This window comes from Homoserinibacter gongjuensis (assembly GCF_030161875.1).
Taxonomy (GTDB): Bacteria; Actinomycetota; Actinomycetes; order Actinomycetales; family Microbacteriaceae; genus Homoserinibacter; species Homoserinibacter gongjuensis.
Genome location: NZ_BSVA01000001.1, coordinates 848,399 through 866,729 on the forward strand (window position 1 = coordinate 848,399; position 18,331 = coordinate 866,729).

At 70.2% G+C, this 18,331-nt stretch carries 18 protein-coding genes and 5 pseudogenes; 18 read left to right on the top strand and 5 right to left on the bottom strand.

What is annotated here, in order from left to right:
• Positions 1–40: 40 nt before the first annotated feature.
• The 3 genes from QQK29_RS04620 to QQK29_RS04630 form a co-directional block, all read right to left on the bottom strand.
• Positions 41–670, bottom strand: coding sequence for a lysophospholipid acyltransferase family protein (locus QQK29_RS04620; RefSeq protein WP_284298184.1), 630 nt, complete (start codon positions 668–670; stop codon positions 41–43).
• A gap of 218 nt (positions 671–888) precedes the next feature.
• Positions 889–1,650, bottom strand: coding sequence for a DUF3800 domain-containing protein (locus QQK29_RS04625; RefSeq protein ID WP_284298186.1), 762 nt, complete (start codon positions 1,648–1,650; stop codon positions 889–891).
• Positions 1,651–1,749: 99 nt separating this feature from the next.
• A complete protein-coding gene (locus QQK29_RS04630; protein WP_284298188.1) occupies positions 1,750–2,145 on the bottom strand; it encodes a VOC family protein in 396 nt (131 codons plus the stop codon).
• 44 nt (positions 2,146–2,189) lie between these two features.
• On the opposite strand from QQK29_RS04630, the gene QQK29_RS04635 reads away from it, so the two are divergent.
• The gene (locus tag QQK29_RS04635; protein WP_284298189.1) at positions 2,190–2,621 is read left to right on the top strand and encodes a MarR family winged helix-turn-helix transcriptional regulator; all 432 of its coding nucleotides are present in this window, start codon (positions 2,190–2,192) and stop codon (positions 2,619–2,621) included.
• Between the two features lie 25 nt (positions 2,622–2,646).
• On the opposite strand, the gene QQK29_RS04640 is transcribed toward QQK29_RS04635, so the two are convergent.
• Positions 2,647–3,423: an SDR family NAD(P)-dependent oxidoreductase gene (locus QQK29_RS04640; protein WP_284298192.1), complete on the bottom strand. Its 777-nt coding sequence runs from the start codon at positions 3,421–3,423 to the stop codon at positions 2,647–2,649.
• A 106-nt stretch (positions 3,424–3,529) separates the two neighbouring features.
• On the opposite strand from QQK29_RS04640, the gene QQK29_RS04645 reads away from it, so the two are divergent.
• From QQK29_RS04645 to QQK29_RS04665, 5 genes and pseudogenes are all read left to right on the top strand, one after another.
• Positions 3,530–4,297: a hypothetical protein gene (locus QQK29_RS04645; protein WP_284298194.1), complete on the top strand. Its 768-nt coding sequence runs from the start codon at positions 3,530–3,532 to the stop codon at positions 4,295–4,297.
• Positions 4,294–4,548 (top strand): annotated as a pseudogene (locus QQK29_RS04650) (SDR family oxidoreductase); the annotation flags it as partial. The gene QQK29_RS04645 and the pseudogene QQK29_RS04650, both read left to right, overlap by 4 nt.
• An 80-nt stretch (positions 4,549–4,628) precedes the next feature.
• Positions 4,629–5,227: pseudogene (locus QQK29_RS04655) on the top strand (SDR family oxidoreductase); the annotation flags it as partial.
• Positions 5,228–5,436: 209 nt separating this feature from the next.
• Positions 5,437–6,603: an HAD-IB family hydrolase gene (locus QQK29_RS04660; protein WP_284298196.1), complete on the top strand. Its 1,167-nt coding sequence runs from the start codon at positions 5,437–5,439 to the stop codon at positions 6,601–6,603.
• Positions 6,604–6,620: 17 nt separating this feature from the next.
• Complete coding sequence (locus QQK29_RS04665; protein WP_284298198.1) at positions 6,621–7,415, top strand: ferritin family protein; 795 nt, start codon at positions 6,621–6,623, stop codon at positions 7,413–7,415.
• A 14-nt stretch (positions 7,416–7,429) separates the two neighbouring features.
• On the opposite strand, the gene QQK29_RS04670 is transcribed toward QQK29_RS04665, so the two are convergent.
• Positions 7,430–7,618 (bottom strand): hypothetical protein, encoded by a 189-nt coding sequence (locus QQK29_RS04670; protein ID WP_284298200.1) that lies wholly within the window; start codon positions 7,616–7,618, stop codon positions 7,430–7,432.
• A gap of 127 nt (positions 7,619–7,745) precedes the next feature.
• Here QQK29_RS04670 and QQK29_RS04675 point away from each other — a divergent pair, with 127 nt between their 5' ends.
• The 12 genes and pseudogenes from QQK29_RS04675 to QQK29_RS18465 all read left to right on the top strand — a co-directional run.
• On the top strand, positions 7,746–9,890 hold the full coding sequence (locus tag QQK29_RS04675) for a hypothetical protein (RefSeq protein WP_284298202.1): 2,145 nt from the start codon (positions 7,746–7,748) through the stop codon (positions 9,888–9,890).
• Positions 9,845–10,237, top strand: coding sequence for a hypothetical protein (locus QQK29_RS04680; protein ID WP_284298204.1), 393 nt, complete (start codon positions 9,845–9,847; stop codon positions 10,235–10,237). The genes QQK29_RS04675 and QQK29_RS04680 overlap by 46 nt, the downstream gene beginning before the upstream one ends.
• A gap of 372 nt (positions 10,238–10,609) precedes the next feature.
• The gene (locus QQK29_RS04685; protein ID WP_284298207.1) at positions 10,610–11,362 is read left to right on the top strand and encodes an enolase-like domain-containing protein; all 753 of its coding nucleotides are present in this window, start codon (positions 10,610–10,612) and stop codon (positions 11,360–11,362) included.
• Complete coding sequence (locus QQK29_RS04690) at positions 11,323–11,613, top strand: hypothetical protein (RefSeq protein ID WP_284298209.1); 291 nt, start codon at positions 11,323–11,325, stop codon at positions 11,611–11,613. The genes QQK29_RS04685 and QQK29_RS04690 overlap by 40 nt, the downstream gene beginning before the upstream one ends.
• 139 nt (positions 11,614–11,752) lie before the next feature.
• A complete protein-coding gene (locus tag QQK29_RS04695) occupies positions 11,753–12,808 on the top strand; it encodes a dihydrodipicolinate synthase family protein (protein ID WP_284298211.1) in 1,056 nt (351 codons plus the stop codon).
• Positions 12,809–13,011: 203 nt separating this feature from the next.
• A pseudogene (locus QQK29_RS18455) lies at positions 13,012–13,398 on the top strand (NAD-dependent epimerase/dehydratase family protein); the annotation flags it as partial.
• 161 nt (positions 13,399–13,559) lie between these two features.
• The gene (locus tag QQK29_RS04705) at positions 13,560–13,886 is read left to right on the top strand and encodes an NAD-dependent epimerase/dehydratase family protein (protein WP_284298215.1); all 327 of its coding nucleotides are present in this window, start codon (positions 13,560–13,562) and stop codon (positions 13,884–13,886) included.
• 8 nt (positions 13,887–13,894) lie between these two features.
• On the top strand, positions 13,895–15,064 hold the full coding sequence (locus tag QQK29_RS04710) for a CaiB/BaiF CoA transferase family protein (protein WP_284298217.1): 1,170 nt from the start codon (positions 13,895–13,897) through the stop codon (positions 15,062–15,064).
• A complete protein-coding gene (locus QQK29_RS04715) occupies positions 15,065–15,553 on the top strand; it encodes an enoyl-CoA hydratase/isomerase family protein (RefSeq protein ID WP_284298219.1) in 489 nt (162 codons plus the stop codon).
• 11 nt (positions 15,554–15,564) lie between these two features.
• Complete coding sequence (locus tag QQK29_RS18460; RefSeq protein ID WP_431308773.1) at positions 15,565–15,849, top strand: enoyl-CoA hydratase/isomerase family protein; 285 nt, start codon at positions 15,565–15,567, stop codon at positions 15,847–15,849.
• Between the two features lie 150 nt (positions 15,850–15,999).
• A pseudogene (locus QQK29_RS04720) lies at positions 16,000–17,237 on the top strand (FAD-dependent oxidoreductase).
• 90 nt (positions 17,238–17,327) lie between these two features.
• A pseudogene (locus QQK29_RS18465) lies at positions 17,328–18,254 on the top strand (LacI family DNA-binding transcriptional regulator); the annotation flags it as partial.
• Positions 18,255–18,331 lie beyond the last annotated feature (77 nt).

An 18,331-nucleotide genomic window follows, 5' to 3' on the forward strand; every position in this document is an offset into this window, starting at 1 on the left:
GACGACTGCGCGTCCGGCTCCGGGTTGCCGGGCGACGCGCTCAGAATACGGGGTGCGTAGGCGTCGTGCATGCGCTCCACCTCGGCGCGGATGCGGGCCGTGAACGCCACCGCGGTCTCCCCGGTTCGGCGCGCATGGGGGCGCCGAACACGACGCCGACCGGGAGGCGTCCGGGCTTCGGCCAGCTGCTGCCCCGCGGGTGCGCGATGCCGGCACCGATGAGGGCCACCGGGAGGCACGGCACGTCGGTCGCGATCGCGAGGGATGCCGCGCCCTGCTTGAAGTGCCCCATCTCGCCGTTCTTCGACCGGGTGCCCTCGGGGAACACCAGCAGCGGCACGCCGCGCTCGAGCAGGGTCTTGGCCGAGACGGCCCGCTGATTGACGCCCTTGCGGTCGACGGGGAAGGCATTGAAGAAGAGGGCGGTGAGCCCGCGCCGCCACCACACGTCGAAGAAGTAGTCGGCCGCAGCGCCCGCGGCGAGGTAGCGCGCGAGCCGACGCGGCAGGGCGCCCAGGATGAGCGGCGCGTCGAGGTGGCTCGAATGGTTCGCGACCACGACGAAGGCGCGCGGCACATCCCTCAGCTTGCGACGCCCGACGACCGTCACCTTGACCACCGACCAGGTCACCGGCTTCAGGATGCCGCGCTGCGCCACGAAGCGGGCCACGGCCTGGGCGTGGGAGGTGAAACGGTCGTTGCGGGGGTGTGGTCCGCGTCGATCGTCACCATGCAGCCAGGCTAGTCCCGGTGCATTCCACAGCGGGCTGCGGATGCTCGGCTCGCCGCCGCTGGGAATGTCCCCCGTGTGCGCTACGTTGTCTGCAAGTGGATCGGGCATTCTCGATCGGCGCTAGGCTCCGGGGTTCATCCGGGGCCTTTCGCTTTCTACGGGTAGACCTTCATGCCGTAGCCGTCCATCTCACCCTGGGACGACGTGACGATCTTCGATTGAAGGACGTCCCAGGCCCGATTCGGCTGCCCAGGTCGAAGATCGTGAAGACCAATGGGCCTCGCAACCAGATCAGCGACCTGCAGACCCGGGCTGTTGACCTGCTTGCTCACGCAGAGGAAGTTGAGCGTTTGGGGCATCCCGCGCATGCGGGTGCTGTCCATGATGCGCCGGAACTGCAACTCGAGTTCTCGGTCCTCGTCTTTGCCACGACTCTCGAAGACGACAAAGACGCGACGACCGACCTGACCGCGCGCCTGCAGCTGGAGGAAGACTCTCTCGAGGCCGAACTCCAGAGCCACGTGGTAGGGGCTGACGTCTCGGCCCACGCGCTGTCGAAATTCGTGCTTGCGAATCACCGTTGCGACAATGCCGAAACGCGGCAGCGCGATCAGTTCATCGAGGCGAGCCATGAATCTGGCCCGAACGTCTCCCACCCTGAGGAGATCGAACGGAGGGAGGCTCTTGCGGATCTCCCGTTCGTGGAACACGACCATGTCGTGGCCGAAGAAGTCGAACTTCATCTGCTCAACCGCGGGAACAACGCGACGGACGTACTCGTCGACGGGGTAGATGCAGAACGCGAGGACAAACCGCGGGTACTCAGGGTTGATCTCGGTCAGGCTGTGGTCGCCGCTCTCGTCGACGTAGACGATGTAGTCGCTGTTGCGACGGGCGAGGCTCGCTGAACCGGGCATACGGCCACGCTAGCCACGGCCGCCGTCATACGACCGGGACGGCAGGCACCACCATCCGTCTCCACCGGCCACCGGCCACGCGCCTGCCGTATCCGCCCCTCACGAGTGCAGCGTGACGACGTAGCCGTCGGGGTCGCGCAGCGCGAACTGGGTGCCGAAGGGACCCTCGAAGGGCTCCTGCACGATCTCGACGCCCTGCTCGGCGAGCGTGGCGTGCACGGCGCGGGCATCCTCGGTGCGGAACCAGACGCCGACGCCGGCACCGAGCTGCCCGATCGCGTCGAGGTCGACCCCGGGGAACGGGTCGCGCACGGCGAAGGCGACCGCCCCATCCGGGGTGCCGAAGACGACCGCTGCGGGGTTCGGGGCGGGCAGGCGGGTGAGGCCGAGGAGGTCTTCATAGAAGTGCGCGGATGCCTGGCGGTCGCGCACCTGGAACGACACGAAGTCGGGCGGGGTCGTGGAGCTCGAGGTGGAGGTTTCTGTGTTCGTCATGTCAATATGCTGACACTCGAAGCGTGGTGTGTCAAACTATTGACATGACGCAGGCCACCACCATCGCGGAGCGGCTCGGAGTGCTCATCAAGGAGACCCAGGCGCTCCTGCATCAGCGCATGGACGAGCGCCTGCGTCCCCTCGGGCTGAGCGTGCCGCAGTACGCGTGCCTCACCGCGCTGCACGACACCCCGGGCATCACGGGGTCCGAGCTCGCACGGCGCACCTTCGTGTCGCGACAGTCGACGAACGTGCTGCTGCAGGGCCTCGAGAAGCGCGGCCTCATCGAGCGCTCCCCCGACTCCGGTCCCCGCCGGGAGCGGGCGACCGAGCTCACGCCGGAGGCACGCTCCCTGCTCGCGCGCGCCCGCACGCAGGTCGCCGGCGTCGCGGATGCGATGACGGAGTCGCTCCCCGCCGCCGAGCTGCGGCAGCTGGAGGCACTGCTCGCCCGGTGCCGCGACGGCTTGCGCTGAGTGCGGCGGACGCGGCGGGCCGGGCCTACGGCTGCTCGCTGTGGCGCGAGCTCGAGATCGTGCGCGACACCCAGCGCACCGTGCGCGGTGGCAGATGACGCAGCCACCAGCTGAGGAAGCGGTAGCGCAGGCTCGGGATCGACAGCGCGCGCCCGCGTGCGACATCCTTCAGGCACGCGGCGACGAGATCCGACGCGTCGAGCCAGAGCCACGACGGGATCGACGACTTGCGGATCTCGGCGCGGTCGTGGAACTCGGTGTGCACCCAGCCCGGCAGCAGAGCCGTCACCGTGACCCCCGTGCCGTGCAGCGCGTTCGACAGGCTCTCGCTGTAGACCCGCATCCAGGCCTTGATGGCCGAGTACAGCCCCATCGAGAGGTAACCGGCCACGCTCGCGACGTTGATGATCGCGCCCTCGCCGCGCGCGCGCATCCCGGGCACCGCGGCGGCGGCGAGCACGAGCGGAGCGTGCATCATGACCGTGATGGCGTCGTCGGCCTCGGCGAGGTCGGGGTCGGACAGGCGCGACTTCATGCCGTATCCGGCGTTGTTGACGAGCAGATCGACGGGCCGCTCCCGGTCGCCGAGCCGCCGCGCCACGCGGTGCACGTCGACCTGCTTGCCGAGGTCGGCGACGATCGTCTCGACCTCGCGGCCGGTCGCACGCAGCTCGGCGGCGACCTCGTCGAGCCGGGATTCCGTGCGCGCCACGAGCACGAGGTCGTAGCCGCGGGCGGCGAGGGTGCGCGCGAACGCGGCGCCGATCCCGGCGGTGCCGCCGGTGACGAGAGCGATGGGCATATGGCTTACGATACGGTCATCCGGGGCGCACCTTCCGCCCGAGTGCGCCCACAGGAAGGCCCACCACCGGCATGACCCCCGAACCACGAGCTCCACGTCGTTCGACGTGCGGGAGTTCGCGCGCACCGTGCAGGGCAGCCACCGCGACGAGATCGACGCGGCCGCGATCGCATCCGCGGGACTCGCAGCGGATGCCGTGCATCTCGTGCGCGTACTGCGCGATCTCGAGCGCGGAACCTTGCACCGCATGCGCAACCTGCTCGTCACCGCGACCCACAAAGACGCGCGCGTCACGGCGTTCCTCACGAGCTGGGCGTTCGAGAAGTTCTGGATCGCCGACGCGCTCGACGCCGTGCTCGAGGCGGTCGGGGCCGACACGGCCGCGCTCGAGGGGCCGCGTCGCCGCTCGCCTCGCGAGCGTGCCGAACGTCGCGGTCCCGTGCGTCGGGCGATCGCCGGCAACTTCGCGGGTACGCAGCTCGTGGCCGCCCACGTCACGACGGGCCTCATCGACGAGTGGATCAGCCAGGCCGCGTACCGTCGCCTGGGCGAGGCCGCATCCGTGCTGTCGGATCTCGTGACCCGGCTCCTCGCGCTCAAGGACCGCCACATCGCCTTCCTCTCCGAAGACGCCGAGCGGCGCCTCGCGGCCAACAACCGCGCCGTCAAGCTCACCCGCAAGGCCATCGCCCAGGCCGCCTGGCCGATCGGCGCGACCGAGATCCCGGATGCGGATCGCACGTTCTTCGAGACCTTCGTCTTCGGCGGCACCGAGGGTCGCACCGCGGCCGCACGCATCGCCGAGCGGGTCGCCGCCCTGCCGGGCCTCACCTCCGCGCACGGCGACACGGTCGCCGCGAGGCTCGCCTCGTGACCCCGAAGCGCGCGAAGACGGAGCTGGGCTCCGCCCACGTCTTCCTCACCGGCGGCACGGGCTTCGTCGGGCAGGCGGTGCTCGAGCGGCTGCTCGGCTCGCACCCCGACACGACCATCTCGCTGCTCGTGCGTACGAAGGGCGCAGCGTCCGGTGAGGATCGCCTGCGCACCCTGCTGCGCAAGCCCGTGTTCCGCGCCTGGCGCGAGGCCGTCGGCGAGGCGGGGGTCGACGACGCGGTCGCCCGTCGCATCCGCATCGTCGAGGAGGGCTCGGCAGCGTGCCCGCGCTGCCTGCCGACATCGACATCGTCATCCACTCCGCCTCGACGGTGTCGTTCGACCCGCCCATCGACCAGGCCTTCGACACCAACGTCGGCGGGGCGATCGGACTCTACGAGGCGCTGCGCGCATCCGGATCCACCCCCACGTCGTGCACGTCTCGACCTGCTACGTCGGCGGGCTGCGCAAGGGCGTCGTGCCCGAGGCACGGCTCGGCCACCGCATCGATTGGCGCGCCGAGTACGCCGCCGCGAAGTCGGCGCGTGAGCGCGTCGAACTGGCCTCACGCCAGCCGGCGCAGCTGCGGGCCTTCATGGACCGCGCCCGCGCCGAGCACGGCAAGGAGGGCCCGCAGTCGGTCGCCCGCGCGAGCGAGGAGGCGCGCGTCGCCTGGGTCACCGAGGCGCTCGTCGACGCCGGCCGCACGCGCGCCGAGTCCCTCGGCTGGACCGACGTCTACACCCTCACCAAGGCCTTCGCTGAGCGCGCCGCCGAGGAGCTCTGGGCGGATGCCGGCGGCTCGCTCTCGGTCGTGCGCCCGGCGATCATCGAATCGGCTGTTGCCCACCCCTTCCCCGGCTGGATCGACGGGTTCAAGGTGGCCGACCCGCTCATCCTCGCCTACGGCCGCGGGCTGCTGCCCGAGTTCCCGGGCCTGCCCGACAGCGTGCTCGACCTGATCCCCGTCGACTACGTGGTGAACGCGATCCTCGCCGCGGCCGCGAACCCGCCGAAGGGTGAGCCCGAGTACTTCCACATCGCATCCGGCGCCTCGAATCCGCTGCCGTTCCACCGCATGTTCGAGAACGTGAACGCCTACTTCACGGCCAACCCGATGCCGACCCCGGTGACGGCCACGTGCGCGTGCCGACGTGGCGGTTCCCCGGTGGCAGCAAGGTCGAACGCGCGCTGCGGCGTCGCCGCACCCAGCTCGACCGTCGCGAACGCTGGCTCACGCGCCTGCCGTCGACGACCCGCACGCGGGCGCAGCTCGCCGAGCTCGGCACCAAGAAGAGCGACCTCGAGACGCTCGAGAACTTCTCCGAGCTGTACCGCGCGTACGTGCAGACCGAGATCATCTTCGACGACGCCAACGCGCGTGCCCTGCATGCCGCGTTGCCGGCGAAGGCCCGCCGCGATCGCGGGTTCGACGTGACCGAGATCGACTGGGAGCACTACCTGCAGGAGGTGCACTTCCCGGCGATCACGACCCTCACGCGCGCGTTCTCACGCCGCCCCGAGGCGAGCTCCACCGAGGGGCGTCCGGTGAAGCAGCTCCCGGAGCGCACGGATGTCGTGGCCGTCTTCGACCTGGAGGGCACGGTCGTCGACACCAACCTCGTCGAGCAGTACCTGTGGGTGCGATCCGCGGGCTTCGGCTGGGCCGCGTGGCCCGCATCCGTGGCCTCGATCCTCACCAAGCTGCCCGCCTACCTGCGTGCCGAGCGTCGTGATCGCGGCGAGTTCATCCGCACCTTCCTGCGGCGCTACGCGGGGATGCCGGCCGCGCACCTCGAGAACATCGTCGGCGGCGGGTATGCCGACCGGGTGCTCGGGCACACCGCCACGGCGGCGCTGGAGCGGGCGGCCGCACACCGCGCCGCGGGGCACCGCACGGTGCTCGTGACGGGCTCCATCGGCACGCTCACCGCGCCCGTCGCATCCGCGTTCGACGAGGTCATCGCGAGCGAGATGCACGTGAAAGACGGCCAGCTCACGGGCTACCTCGCCCGGCCCCCGATCGTCGACGAGGCGCGGGCCAACTGGTTGCGCCAGTACGCCGAGCGCGGCGGCTACGACCTCTCGGCCTCGTACGGCTACGGCGACAGCCACGCCGACCTCGTGTGGCTCGAGCTCGTCGGCCACCCGCACGCGGTCAACCCCGACAGCCGCCTCGCACGTGAGGCCGGGCGGAGGCGTTGGCGGATCGATACCTGGAAGAGCGGTTCGCGAGCCGCGAACCGTGCTTTGATGGCGGGAGATCCCGCTGACGCGATTCCCGAGGAAGGAGCGGGCGGCAGCTAGCGACCGCCCAGGGGCTCATGGCATTCGACATCGACAGGTACACGGCGACCTCGGACGCCGTCGCGTGGGGCGACCTCGACTTCGACACCTTCGACACCGATCCGCTGCCCGAGAGCACGCTGCGCACCCTGCGCTACATGTGCGACATCGAGTACCACACGGTGTGCTACCTGCGGGATCTGCTCACGACGCCGTCGCACAAGGAGGCGGATGTCGGGGCCTTCATGACGATGTGGAACCGCGAGGAGTTCTGGCACGGCGAGGCCCTCGCCGCGGTGCTCGCGAAGCATGACATCACGGTCGACTTCGACCAGCTGAAGGCCACGCGCCTCAAGCTCGGCTGGAAGGACCGCCTCGACCCCATCAAGCAGTCGATCATGGGCGGCCTCGTCGGCAACGACTTCGTGGCGGTGCACATGGCGTGGGGTGCGGCCAACGAGTGGTCGGCCAACGCGGCCTACCTGCGGATGGCGGAGCTCGAGGGGCACCCCGTGCTCGCCGAACTGCTCAAGCGGATCGCACGGCAGGAGACCCGGCACGTCGCGTTCTACGCGTCGCAGGCGCGCGATCGCCTCAAGGACTCGAAGAAGGCGCAGAAGCTCGCGCGCTTCGCCCTCTCACGGTTCTGGGGGCCGGTGGGGTCGGGGGTGCAAGAGGAGTCGGAGGTGACCCACGTCATGAACCACCTCTTCGCCGGGCCCGACGGACGCAAGCTGGTGCGCGACGTCGACTCGCACATCGCGAAGCTGCCGGGGCTCGAGGGCCTCACGATCGTCGAGGACTCGCTCGAGAAGCGCGGCATCGCCGCCTGATCGGGCGGTCAGGCTCAGGCGGGCTCGTCGGCCGGCGGCACGGGGGTGTCGCCCTCCGCCTCCACGATGTCCGAGAGCGTCTCGCGGTCGGAGGTGCCCTGACCAGTCAGGCTGTTCTCGATGTCGTCGGACTGTCCGCTGTTGACCACGTCGTAGGTCTCTGCAGAACCGCCGGACTGGTTGCCACTCGCATTCGTTCCCATGTGCCGAGTGTGCTCCTCCGCGGCGCGCGCGTCGAGGGCTTGACGCGCGGAGCGCCCCGTGCTCGTGCGGAGGGAGTTCTTCACGTAGCATCAATGCGCAATCGATTTTTCAGATCGAAGAGGATCCATGAAGCACGACTTGTTCGTCCACCCGCTCGCCACTCCCGCCTGGGAGTCCGAGCCCGCGGCGGCCCTGCGCCTGGCCACCCGTTCGCTCTGGACTACCCCGCACGACGACGAGGTGGGCGCCCCCGAGCGTCGCATCATCCATCAACGCGCGATCTTCACGAGCCGGCCGGGGCGGTTCGATGCCCTCACGGTCGGCTGGGGACCCGGCTATCACAAGTGCGCGAGCGGCCAAGAGCGGGATGCGGCCCTCGACGTGATCGTGTCGCGGGGCGACCGCAGCGGTTGGCACGAGGTCGGACGCCTGCGCACGAGCGTGGAGGAGCTCGCTGCCGAGGGCGGACGTCTCGACCTCGGCGGACTCGAGACCTCGGCGCTCGTGGCCGAGGTGCGCCGTGCGGCCACCGACGAGTGGTGGCCCGGATGGAACCTCGCCACGGCGGGCCTGCACCTCACGGGCGAGCTCGACCGCACGTGGGCCCCCGGCGACGACGGCTGGCTGGCGGTCGGCGAGGTCGACACCGCGGGGCTGCCCGCCGGTGTCACGGCCGAGCGCAGCGCCACCGATGTCGTGTTCCGCACCCCGCACCTCGCTGTCGGTTTCCGCCTCAAGAGCCCCGCGTGGTCGCACCTCGGCCTCGATCAGGACGGCCGCGGCCGCACCGACGACAACCTGCTCCAATTGCCCCGGTCGATGGACATCGTGCGCTCCGGCGTCTACCCCTCCGGGGTCTACCCCGTACTCCGCGACCAGAACGCCGAATACCTCGCGCAGGGCCCACGCTTCGCCGCCACCGACGGCACCCTGCCGATGGGCTTCCTGCACCGCGATTACCACGGATCCACATCCGTGCACGGCTCGACCGTGCGCTACGACGTGACGATCCCGGATGCCGGTCAGCGGTACGTGCTCACCTTCACCGTGCACGCGGATCGCATCGAGCTGACCGCCGAGCGCCACGCCGCCGAAGAGCGGCGGGCGTGGCAGAGCTCCGCATGGCACGTCGCCCTCGACAACCGGGTGACGCCCTCATGCGCGCTCGGCGAGCCGACATTCGTCGGCGAGACGGGCCTGTTGCGAGGACCCATCGCCTGGCACTTCCCGCGCTACGGCACGCTGCGCCTCAGCGGTGGCGACGACGTGCTGTGGCGCAGCGACTCCGTGCGGCCGCTCGACACCAACACCCTCGAGCTCAAGCTCGGCGAGCAGCCGACCGCTTTCGGGGACTACGTGCTGGCCGCCGGCATCCATCGCGCCGAGCTCACCCTGCAGGTCGCCGCACCGCAACTCAGCGAGCTCGCCGCCGACACCCCCGCCCCGGTGCGCCGCGCGCTCGAGCGACACACGCTGACCGCTCTGCCGTTCCGCGCCGACACGGCCACCTACTCCAACAACGGCGCCTCCATGCACTGCACGACCTCGCTCGCGGATGTCTCGGCGATCGCCGTGCACCTGGGCGAGGCTCCCGGCATCCGTCCGCTCGCGTGGGTCGGGGATTCGCTGCAGCGCTGGCTCGACGGCGCACCGAGCTACGGCTCGGGCGCCACCTCGCACGGGGACCATCGCCTCGAGGACGAGTATGTGCACATGGCCGCCAATACGTTGCTCGCCATGGGCCGCTACCTGGTGGCCTCGGCCGATCGGGCCTGGTTCGAGCGTAATCGCAGCCGGATCGTGCGCGAGCTCGACGACATGCTCGCCCGCGACATCGATGGCGACGGCCTTGTGGAATCGACCCTGCGCCGCGGTATCACGGGCGAGCACCAGTGGAGCACCGCGTGGGCCGACGTGATCTCGTTCGGCGGCAAAGACGCGTGGGCCAATGCCGTGCTGTGTGAGACATGGCGGGTCTGGGAGCCCGTGCTGCGCGACCACGGCGAGAATGCGCTCGCCGATCGCATCGTCGAAGCGCGCGCCGCGCTCGTCGACTCCTACCTGTCCACCTTCCTGAATCCGGCCACCGGACTCGTGGCGGGCTGGCGCTCGAGCGACGGCGAACTGCACGACCACGGCTTCTCGATCGTGGTCGCCCAGGCCTGCGCGACCGACGCCGTGCCCCTCGAGTCCGCCCGCGAGATCATGGCCGCACTGCTCGCGGCGTGGAGGAGGCCGGTCTCGACGACGTGCGCAACGGCATCCCGCTGAACCTCTGGCGGATCCCCGAGGACGAGATCGGCGGAGTGGTCTTCGGCCTGCCGATGGGCAGCTACCAGCAGGGTGGCTACTCGCACCACGGCGCCCGGGTCGTCGTCGAGGCGCTCGAGCGCTGCGGCATGCGTGAGGAGGCCGACCGCGTGCTCGAGCAACTCTGCGAGACGATCGGCGACGACTCGTCGTTCGGCGGCCTCGGCAGCGGCAAGGACTGGCGCATGGCCGACGGCACCCCGAGCGGCTACGAGGGCCAACTCGTGGAGGGCTTCAGCGTGCTCGCCGCGGCGCTGCAGCGCTGGCGAGCGCACCCCGTGCCTACGCTCGAGGCAGAGAGGGGATGAGCGTGCTCAGGATCACCGAGGTCACCGCACGCGTCGTGCCCGTGGCCACACGCCTCCCGTTCCGGTACGGCATCGCCGAGATGACACGAGCGCCGCACGTCGTCGTGCAGCTGCGCACCGAGACCCCCACGGGGGCGCGACCGGCTGGTCGAGCGAGCACCTCCCACCCAAGTGGTTCATCAAGGATGCCACCCTTCCGTTCGCCGAGGAGGTCGCGATCCTCTCGCGCGCGATCCTCGCAGCGCTCGACGCGGCGCGCGGCATCCAGGCGGAGCATGCCTTCGCCTTCGTGCACGAACTCGACCGACAGCAGGCGGCCTGGGCCGCGCGCGCGGGGTCTCCGGGCTCGTCGCGGGTCTCGGCGTAGCCCTCGTGGAGCGCGCCCTGATCGATGCGGTCTGTCGAGGCGAGGCGAAGCCGTTCGCCGATGCGCTCGACGACGGGACGCTCGGCTTCACGCCCGCCGACATCCACCCCGAGCTGGCGGCCGCAGCGCCGTTCACCGCGCGGCGTCGCCGCGAGATCGCGGTTCGGCACACGGTCGGCCTCGCGGATCCGCTGTTCGATGCCCAGGTGACCGACGACCCGGGTGACGGACTCCCCGTCAGCGTGGAGTCGGTGATCCGGCGCTATGGGGTCACCCGGTTTAAGCTCAAGACGGTGGGAGACGTCGAGGCCGATGTCTCGCGGATCGCAGCGTTGCTCGAGCTGTGCGAACGCGCGGGCGTCGACCCCCGCTTCACGATCGACGGCAATGAGTCGATGCATGCCGCCGACCACCTCGCGGGGTGGGTGCGTGGCCTCTACACGAGCCCGGTCGCGGACGCGCTGCGGGCCCGCCTCGACGCGATCGAGCAGCCGATGTACCGCGACGTCGCGCTGGGGGCCGAGGCGGAGGCGGCACTCGCCGAGGTGGGTTCGCTCGCCCCGGTGATCATCGACGAGTCGGACGGCGCGATGGACACGGTGCGGCGCGCCATGGACCTCGGCTACGCGGGCGGCACGTACAAGGGATGCAAGGGGTGTTCCGCGGGCTCGCGAACGCGGCGCTGGTGGCGCATCGAGACCGACCCGAACGGAGAACCGTGCTCACGGCCGAGGACCTCAGCACGATCCCGCCCCTGACCGTGAACCAGGACCTCGTGGTGGCATCGGCGATGGGTCTTCGCCACATCGAACGCAATGGTCACCACTACTTCGCCCGCTTCGCACCGCTCGACGCGACACTCGCCGACCGCGTGCTGGCAGCGCATCCGGATGCCTTCGAGTTCCGCGACGGCGCCCCCGACTGCGCATCGAAGGTGGCGAGCTGCGCATCGGCTCGCTGCTCGATGCACCCTTCGGCCTGGCGCCCGCGCCCGACCCGGCGGGCCTGACCCCGCTGACCGAGGAGACCGCTGCAGCGCTTGCCTGACGGCAACGCGCCGCCACTGCAGGGTCGCGTGTTTGTTGATGAGCAATCGGTTGCGCATTTGCTCAGAAGATGATTCAATCGCACCAACGAAAGGCCAGTCAATGACGACCCGTCCCCTTCCCGACACTCCGCTCGGGGTGTTCCGAAGCGGCACCGTGATCCCGGCGCATGTGCTCGCCCTCACCGAGGAACTGCGCATCGACGAGCGTCGCCAGCGAGCCCTCACCCGCTACTACCTCGACGCGGGGGTCGGCGGGCTCGCGGTGGGTGTGCACACGACGCAGTTCGGCATCCGCGCGGCAGGCCTCTACACCGACGTGCTCCGCCTCGCCGTCGAGACCGCCGACGACTGGACCGATCGCCCGCTCGCCCTCGTGGCGGGCGTCACGGGAGACACCGCGCACGCGGTCGACGAAGCCGCCATAGCCAACGGCCTCGGCTACACCGCGGCGCTCGTGAACATCGCCTGGTGGAAGGACCGCACCGAGGCCGAGACGCTCGCTCACGTGCGCGAGGTCGCCGAGGTCATGCCGATCGTCGGCTTCGCCCTGCTGCCCGAGGTGGGCGGCTTTCACCTGAGCCGCGAGTTCTGGGCCGAGTTCGCCGCGATCCCACAGGTGATCGGTATCAAGATGGCGCCCTTCAACCGGTACCGCACGATCGACATCGTGCGGGGCGTCGTCGACGCCCACGCCGAAGAACGCCTCACTCTCTACACGGGCAACGACGACCACATTGTCGCCGATCTGCTGCAGCCCTTCGCCGTGCCGCGCGACGGTCGCACCGTGACGCTGCGCGTACGCGGAGGCCTGCTCGGCCACTGGAGCGTGTGGACCCGCCGCGCGGTCGAACTGTTCGAGCGCATCCGCTCGTTGCCCGACGGTGCCGACATCCCCGCCGAGATGCTCGCGCTCGACACGGCCGTCACCGACGCCAACGCCGCGATCTACGACGCCCGCAACGACTTCGCGGGCTGCATTCCCGGGTGTCACGAGGTGCTGCGTCGCCAGGGTCTGTTCGCCGGCACCTGGTGCCTCGACCCCGCCGAGCGGCTCTCTCCCGGCCAGCTGGAACTGATCGACGCCGTCACCCGCGACTACCCCGAACTCAACGACGACGACTTCGTCACCGCCGGACTCGAGCGCTGGCTCGCCTGACCGACACCCCACCGAAAACAGGAACGATGACACAGACGCAATTGCTCACCTTCGACACGCTGCCCGGGCGCTTCGCGTCGCTCGACGACCTCGATGAGTTCATGTCGCGGCCGACGCCCGACACCGTGCGGGAGCTCGCCGAGCTCGAGGGCGACATCATCGTGCTCGGGGTCGCCGGAAAGATGGGCCTCGGCCTCGCCCGCATGCTCAAGCGCGCGGCCCCGCACAAGCGCGTCGTCGGGGTGGCCCGCTTCAGCGAGGAGGGCAGCCGCGAGAAGCTCGAAGAGGCCGGGGTCGAGGCCATCCAGGCCGACCTGCTGAACCGCGACGAAGTCGAGGCGCTGCCGAAGCTTCCCAACGTGATCTACATGGCGGGTCTCAAGTTCGACTACCGGGGGCGCGAAGACTTCCTGTGGGCGATGAACACGCTCGTGCCGGCCTACGTGGCCGAGGCCTTCCGCGACTCGCGGATCGTGTCGCTCTCGACCATCCACGTCTACCCGTGGAGCGACCCGCGCCGCGGCGGTGTCACCGAGGCAACCCCTCCGCTTGCCCGCCCCGGCGAGTACGCCAACTCGGTCGTCGGCCGTGAGCGCACCTTCCAGTACCACTCGCGCCTACACGGCACGCCTGGCCGCATCGTGCGCTTCGTCTACGCGATCGACATGCGCTACGGCGTGCTGCAGGAGATCGCCAGCTGGGTGCGCAGCGGCACCCCGATCCCGCTCGCGACGGGCAACGTCAACATCCAGTGGCAGGGGATGCGATCAACCACTTCGCGCGTCTGCTCACCCGCGTCGACACCCCCGCATCCGCGATCAACATCGGCGGGCCGGAGAGCGTGTCGGTGCGTCGCGTCGCCGAGTCCTTCGGCGAGCGCTGGGGCATCGAGCCGGTCTTCGAGGGCACCGAGAGCGACTACGCCCTCTACGTCAACTGCGACCAGGCTGCGGCCGAGCTCGGCAACCCGGTGGTGCCGATCGAGCGGATGGTCGACTGGGTGGCCGACTGGGTGGAGAACGAGATGCCGCTCTACGGCAAGCCCAGCAAGTTCCAGATCCGCGACGGGATCTTCTGATGAGCGGCATGCTGTCAGGGATCAAGGTCGTCAGCTTCACGCACTTCCTGCAAGGTCCGTCGGCGAGCCAGCTGCTCGCCGACCTCGGCGCGGATGTCGTGAAGGTGGAGCCGCATGGCGGCGCCTTCGAGCGCAGCTGGACGGGCCCCGACAAGTTCATCGAGGGCTACTCGCCCTTCTTCGCACTCGCGAACCGCAACGTGCGCAGCATCGTGGCCGACCTCAAGAACCCCGAGGGTGTCGCGGTGGTGCGCAGCCTCGTGCTCGAGGCCGATGTGCTCATCGAGAGCTTCCGCCCGGGCACGCTCGACAAGCTGGGGCTCGGCTATGAGCAACTCGCGGCCGAGAACCCGAGGCTCGTCTTCGCCTCGCTCTCGGGCTACGGATCCGACGGCCCGTACCGCGACCGTCCCGGCCAGGACGTGCTCGTGCAGGCCCTCTCCGGACTCGCGATGGCCACCGGCCGCGGCGGCGCCGACCCCACCCCGGTGGGGGCATGCGTGGTTGATCAGCATGCGGCCGTGCTCGGTGCGTTCGGCATCCTCGCCGCGCTGCATGGGCGTGAGCGCACCGGCCGCGGCGGGCTCGTCGAGTCGAACCTGCTGAACGCCGCCCTCGACCTGCAGATCGAACCGCTCGCCTACGCCCTCAACGGCTTCTCGTCGAGCCGCTCCACGAGCGGGGTGTCGTCGCCGTTCTACAACGCGCCCTACGGCGTGTTCGCGACCTCCGACGGCTACCTGTGCATCTCGCTCACGAGCCTGGAGGCGCTCGAGCGGGTGTTCGGCGACGCGTGGTTCGCCACCCTTGATCCCGGCAGTCGATACGAGGAGCGCGACGCGATCAACGAGCGCATCGCCGCGCACATGCACGGGCGCAGCACGGCCGGATGGTCGGAGCACTTCACCGCGAACAAGATGTGGTTCGCCCCCGTCAACGGTTACGACGAGGTCATCGTCGACCCGCAGGTGCTGCACAACGACAGCTTCGACGCGTTCGAGCACGAGACGGCGGGCACGATTCGAACGCTCAAGCATCCGATCATGTACGACGGTGAGCGGCCGGGCATCCGCACAGCACCCCCGGAGCTCGGCCAGCACACGCGTGAGGTGCTCACCGCCCTTGGGGTGGAAGGACCCGATGCAGAGGCGCTGTTCGCCTCGGGGGCGGTCGGCTAGATGGCTGACTCCGAGCTGCTCGTCGAGCGTCGCGGTCACCTCCTCTCGCTCGTGCTCAATCGACCCGCGGCGCGCAACGCCGTGTCGCCGGCCATGCTCGAGATGCTCACCGCGGCGATCGAGGAGGCCCGCGGCGCCCGCACCGACGTCGTCACGATCACCGGAGCGGGCGGCTACTTCTGCGCGGGCGCGGACATCGCCTCGTACACGACCCCGCGCGCGCGGCTCGCGGAGCTCGAGGCCTTCACCCGGGCCGCCCGGAACCTCTGCCGCGCAATCGAGACCCTCGATGCCGTGACCGTCGCCGCCGTCGACGGCCCCTGTCTCGGCGGCGGGTTCGAGATCGCCCTCGCCTGCGACCTGATCATCGCGGCCGACACGGCCCGGTTCGGCCTGCCTGAGACCCGACTCGGGCTGATCCCCGGCTGGGGAGGAACCCAGCGCCTGACTGCCGCGATCGGCGCCCCCGAGCCCGCCGCGTCATCCTGACCGCCGAGACTCTGCCCGCAGCGACCGCTCACGAATGGGGCATCGTCGCGCGCGTCGTCGCCGACTCGGAGCTCGCGGTCGAGGTCGACCGTTTCACCGACGATCTGCTGAGTCGCGCCCCACGGGCACTCACCGCGGCCAAACGCGCGATCGCCGCCGTCACGGGGCACCACTGGCCCACGCACGGTGCTGACGTCGAGACCACCGAGCTCATGAGCATGTTCGCCTCCGCGGACGGCGCGGAAGGAATCGACGCGTTCGTCACCAAACGTCCACCCCACTTCACCGGAGCCTGAGGACCCCATGCCGCTTCCCCGCACACCTCCCCGCATCTGGAGGACTGGCGCATCGACTCGACCGTCGGACTCGACCACGGCCTGCACGTGCTCGCGGACGTCGACGTAGTCGTCGTCGGCCTCGGCGCTGCCGGCGTGGCGGCTGCGACAGTGGCGGCCGAGGAGGGGCTCAACGTGCTCGCCGTCGAACGCTACGGCTTTGCCGGTGGCGCCGCGGTGGCGGGCATGTCGGGCACCATCTGCGGGCTGTACCTGGCGAGCGAGCGCCCCGACGACGGGCCGACGCAGGTGGTCGCGGGATTCACGGAGCGGTTCCGACTCGCCCTCGCCGCCCGCGGCGGGCTCACCGAGCCGCAGCTGTACGGCAAGACGTGGACGGTCGCCCACGACCCCCTGATGTGGCGTGAGGCGGCCGACGCCCTGCTGACCCGATCCGGCGCCCGGATCATCTACCACGCGGTGGTCACCTCCGCCATCATGGACGGCCGCGCAGTCCGGGGGTGATCCTGGAATCGAACGCCGGCCGCGTGGCTGTGCACGCGAAGCGCACGATCGACGCCTCCGGTGACGCGGCGGTCGTGGCCCGCGCGGGCGGCGACTACTACTTCGGCGACGGCGGCCGCATCCAGAACCCCACGATGTTCTTCCGGCTCGGCGGTGTCGACACCGAGGCGTTCTGGAGCGCCTACGGTAGCGATACCATCTGCCCGCCATGGGTGACGGATGCGATCCGCAGCGCGCGCGCGGACGGCGCCGAGCTGCCGCGCGAGAAGGTGTGGATCTTCCGTACCCCGCGCCCCGGCGAGCTGCTCGTCAACGCGACGCGCCTCGCCGGTCGTGACGGGCGCGTGCTCAACGTCATCGATCCGGAGGACTTCACGATCGCCGAGATCGACGGTCGACGCCAGATGCGCGAGTACGCCGATTTCCTGCGTGAGACCCTCCCCGGCTGCGCCGACGCCTACGTGGTCGACACGGGCGTGGAGGTCGGCATCCGCCAGACCCGCAGCATCGCGGCCGAGGTGACGCTGCGCAACGATGATGTCGTGAACTGCCGAAAGCGCGACGACGCGATCGTGCGCTCGCCCTGGCCGATCGAGCTGCACGACGGCGCACGCCCGAAACTGCACTGGCTGCTCGACGACTGGTACGAGGTGCCCTACGGCGCTCTGCTCCCGATGGGGCTCGACGACGTCATCGTCGCTGGGCGATGCCTCGGCGCCGAGCACGAGGCGCTCGCCTCGGCTCGCGTCACGGCTCAGTGCTTCGAGTACGGTCACGCCGCCGCACGCGCCGTGACCCTCTCGCTCGAGGCCGACGTGGCCCTCCGCGATATCGATGTGACCGAGTTGCGTCGCGCGATGCGACGCGCGGGGAGCAGCCTCTGAGACTTCGTGATGGTGCACAATGTTCACGTACCCGCACTGTGCCGTGCGTGCCGACCTATCGGTCGGCCCAGATGAAGGGGCCTCTGCTCGATGGTGAGGCTCAAAGACGTCGCCGAGCGCGCCGGAGTCTCGGTGTCGGTCGCATCCCGTGCGCTCACTGACGACAGCCAGGCACGCATCAGCGCCGACACACGCGCGCGGATAGCCGCCGCCGCCGCCGAACTCGGCTACCAACCCGACCACCGCGCCCGGGCCCTGCGGCTTTCGCGCTCGGGCGCCATCGCGCTCATCGTGCCCGAGGTCAACAATGCGATCTTCGGCGGGCTGCACGCCGGCATCCAGGAGGCGTGCCAGGAACGCAAGACGGCAGTGCTCCTCGGTCAGCTGAACGCCTCCGACCGCTCTGCCGACTCTCTCTCGCGGCTGATCGGCAACGGTCGCGTCGACGGAGTGATCCTGCAGCGCGCCGAGGACTACGACGACGCCTCGCTGCAGGCCGCGCTGAACATCTCGGTGCCGACGGTGCTCTTCAACTCCCAGCTGGAGGGGCACGTGGGCTCTGTCGTGCTCGACGACCCCGCATCGGTGCGCGTCGCGTTCGAGCATCTGCGCGGCCTCGGCCACGAGCACATCGGCTTCATCGCGGGCGCCGCCCACCACGATGCCGCCGCCCGACGGCTCGCGGCGTTCACCGAGCTCACGGCGCAAGACCCGCACCCGGAGTGGGTGCAGGCGGGAGGGTGGGAAGCGCCCGCCGGTCGCGATGCGATGATCCGCATCCTCGAGCTCGCCGACCGCCCGACCGCGATCGTCGTCGCCAGCCTCAACGCGGCGGTCGGTGCATTGCACGCGACGGCCGAGCTCGGCGTCAGGGTGCCCGAGGACCTCTCGATCGTGTCGATTCACGATGCCTGGATCGCTTCGTTCACCGTGCCGGCGCTCACGACAGTGCGGATGCCGATGGTCGCGGCCGGCAACCAAGCCGCCGACATGCTGCTCGACCACCTCGACGGCGCCCCCTCGAGGATCGCGTGCTCACGAGCCCGGCGCCCGAGCTGCACGTTCGAGGTTCGAGCGCCGCGCCCCGGGGCTGA

Bases quoted from the DNA above. Each gene is read 5' to 3' on its own strand.
- QQK29_RS04630 (WP_284298188.1), bottom strand. From the start codon at position 2,145: ATGACGAACACAGAAACCTCCACCTCGAGCTCCACGACCCCGCCCGAC.
- QQK29_RS04640 (WP_284298192.1), bottom strand. From the start codon at position 3,423: ATGCCCATCGCTCTCGTCACCGGCGGCACCGCCGGGATCGGCGCCGCG.
- QQK29_RS04695 (WP_284298211.1), top strand. From the start codon at position 11,753: ATGACGACCCGTCCCCTTCCCGACACTCCGCTCGGGGTGTTCCGAAGC.
- QQK29_RS04665 (WP_284298198.1), top strand. From the start codon at position 6,621: ATGGCATTCGACATCGACAGGTACACGGCGACCTCGGACGCCGTCGCG.
- QQK29_RS04625 (WP_284298186.1), bottom strand. From the start codon at position 1,650: ATGCCCGGTTCAGCGAGCCTCGCCCGTCGCAACAGCGACTACATCGTC.
- QQK29_RS04675 (WP_284298202.1), top strand. From the start codon at position 7,746: ATGAAGCACGACTTGTTCGTCCACCCGCTCGCCACTCCCGCCTGGGAG.
- QQK29_RS04710 (WP_284298217.1), top strand. From the start codon at position 13,895: ATGCTGTCAGGGATCAAGGTCGTCAGCTTCACGCACTTCCTGCAAGGT.
- QQK29_RS04635 (WP_284298189.1), top strand. From the start codon at position 2,190: ATGACGCAGGCCACCACCATCGCGGAGCGGCTCGGAGTGCTCATCAAG.
- QQK29_RS04715 (WP_284298219.1), top strand. From the start codon at position 15,065: ATGGCTGACTCCGAGCTGCTCGTCGAGCGTCGCGGTCACCTCCTCTCG.
- QQK29_RS04670 (WP_284298200.1), bottom strand. From the start codon at position 7,618: ATGGGAACGAATGCGAGTGGCAACCAGTCCGGCGGTTCTGCAGAGACC.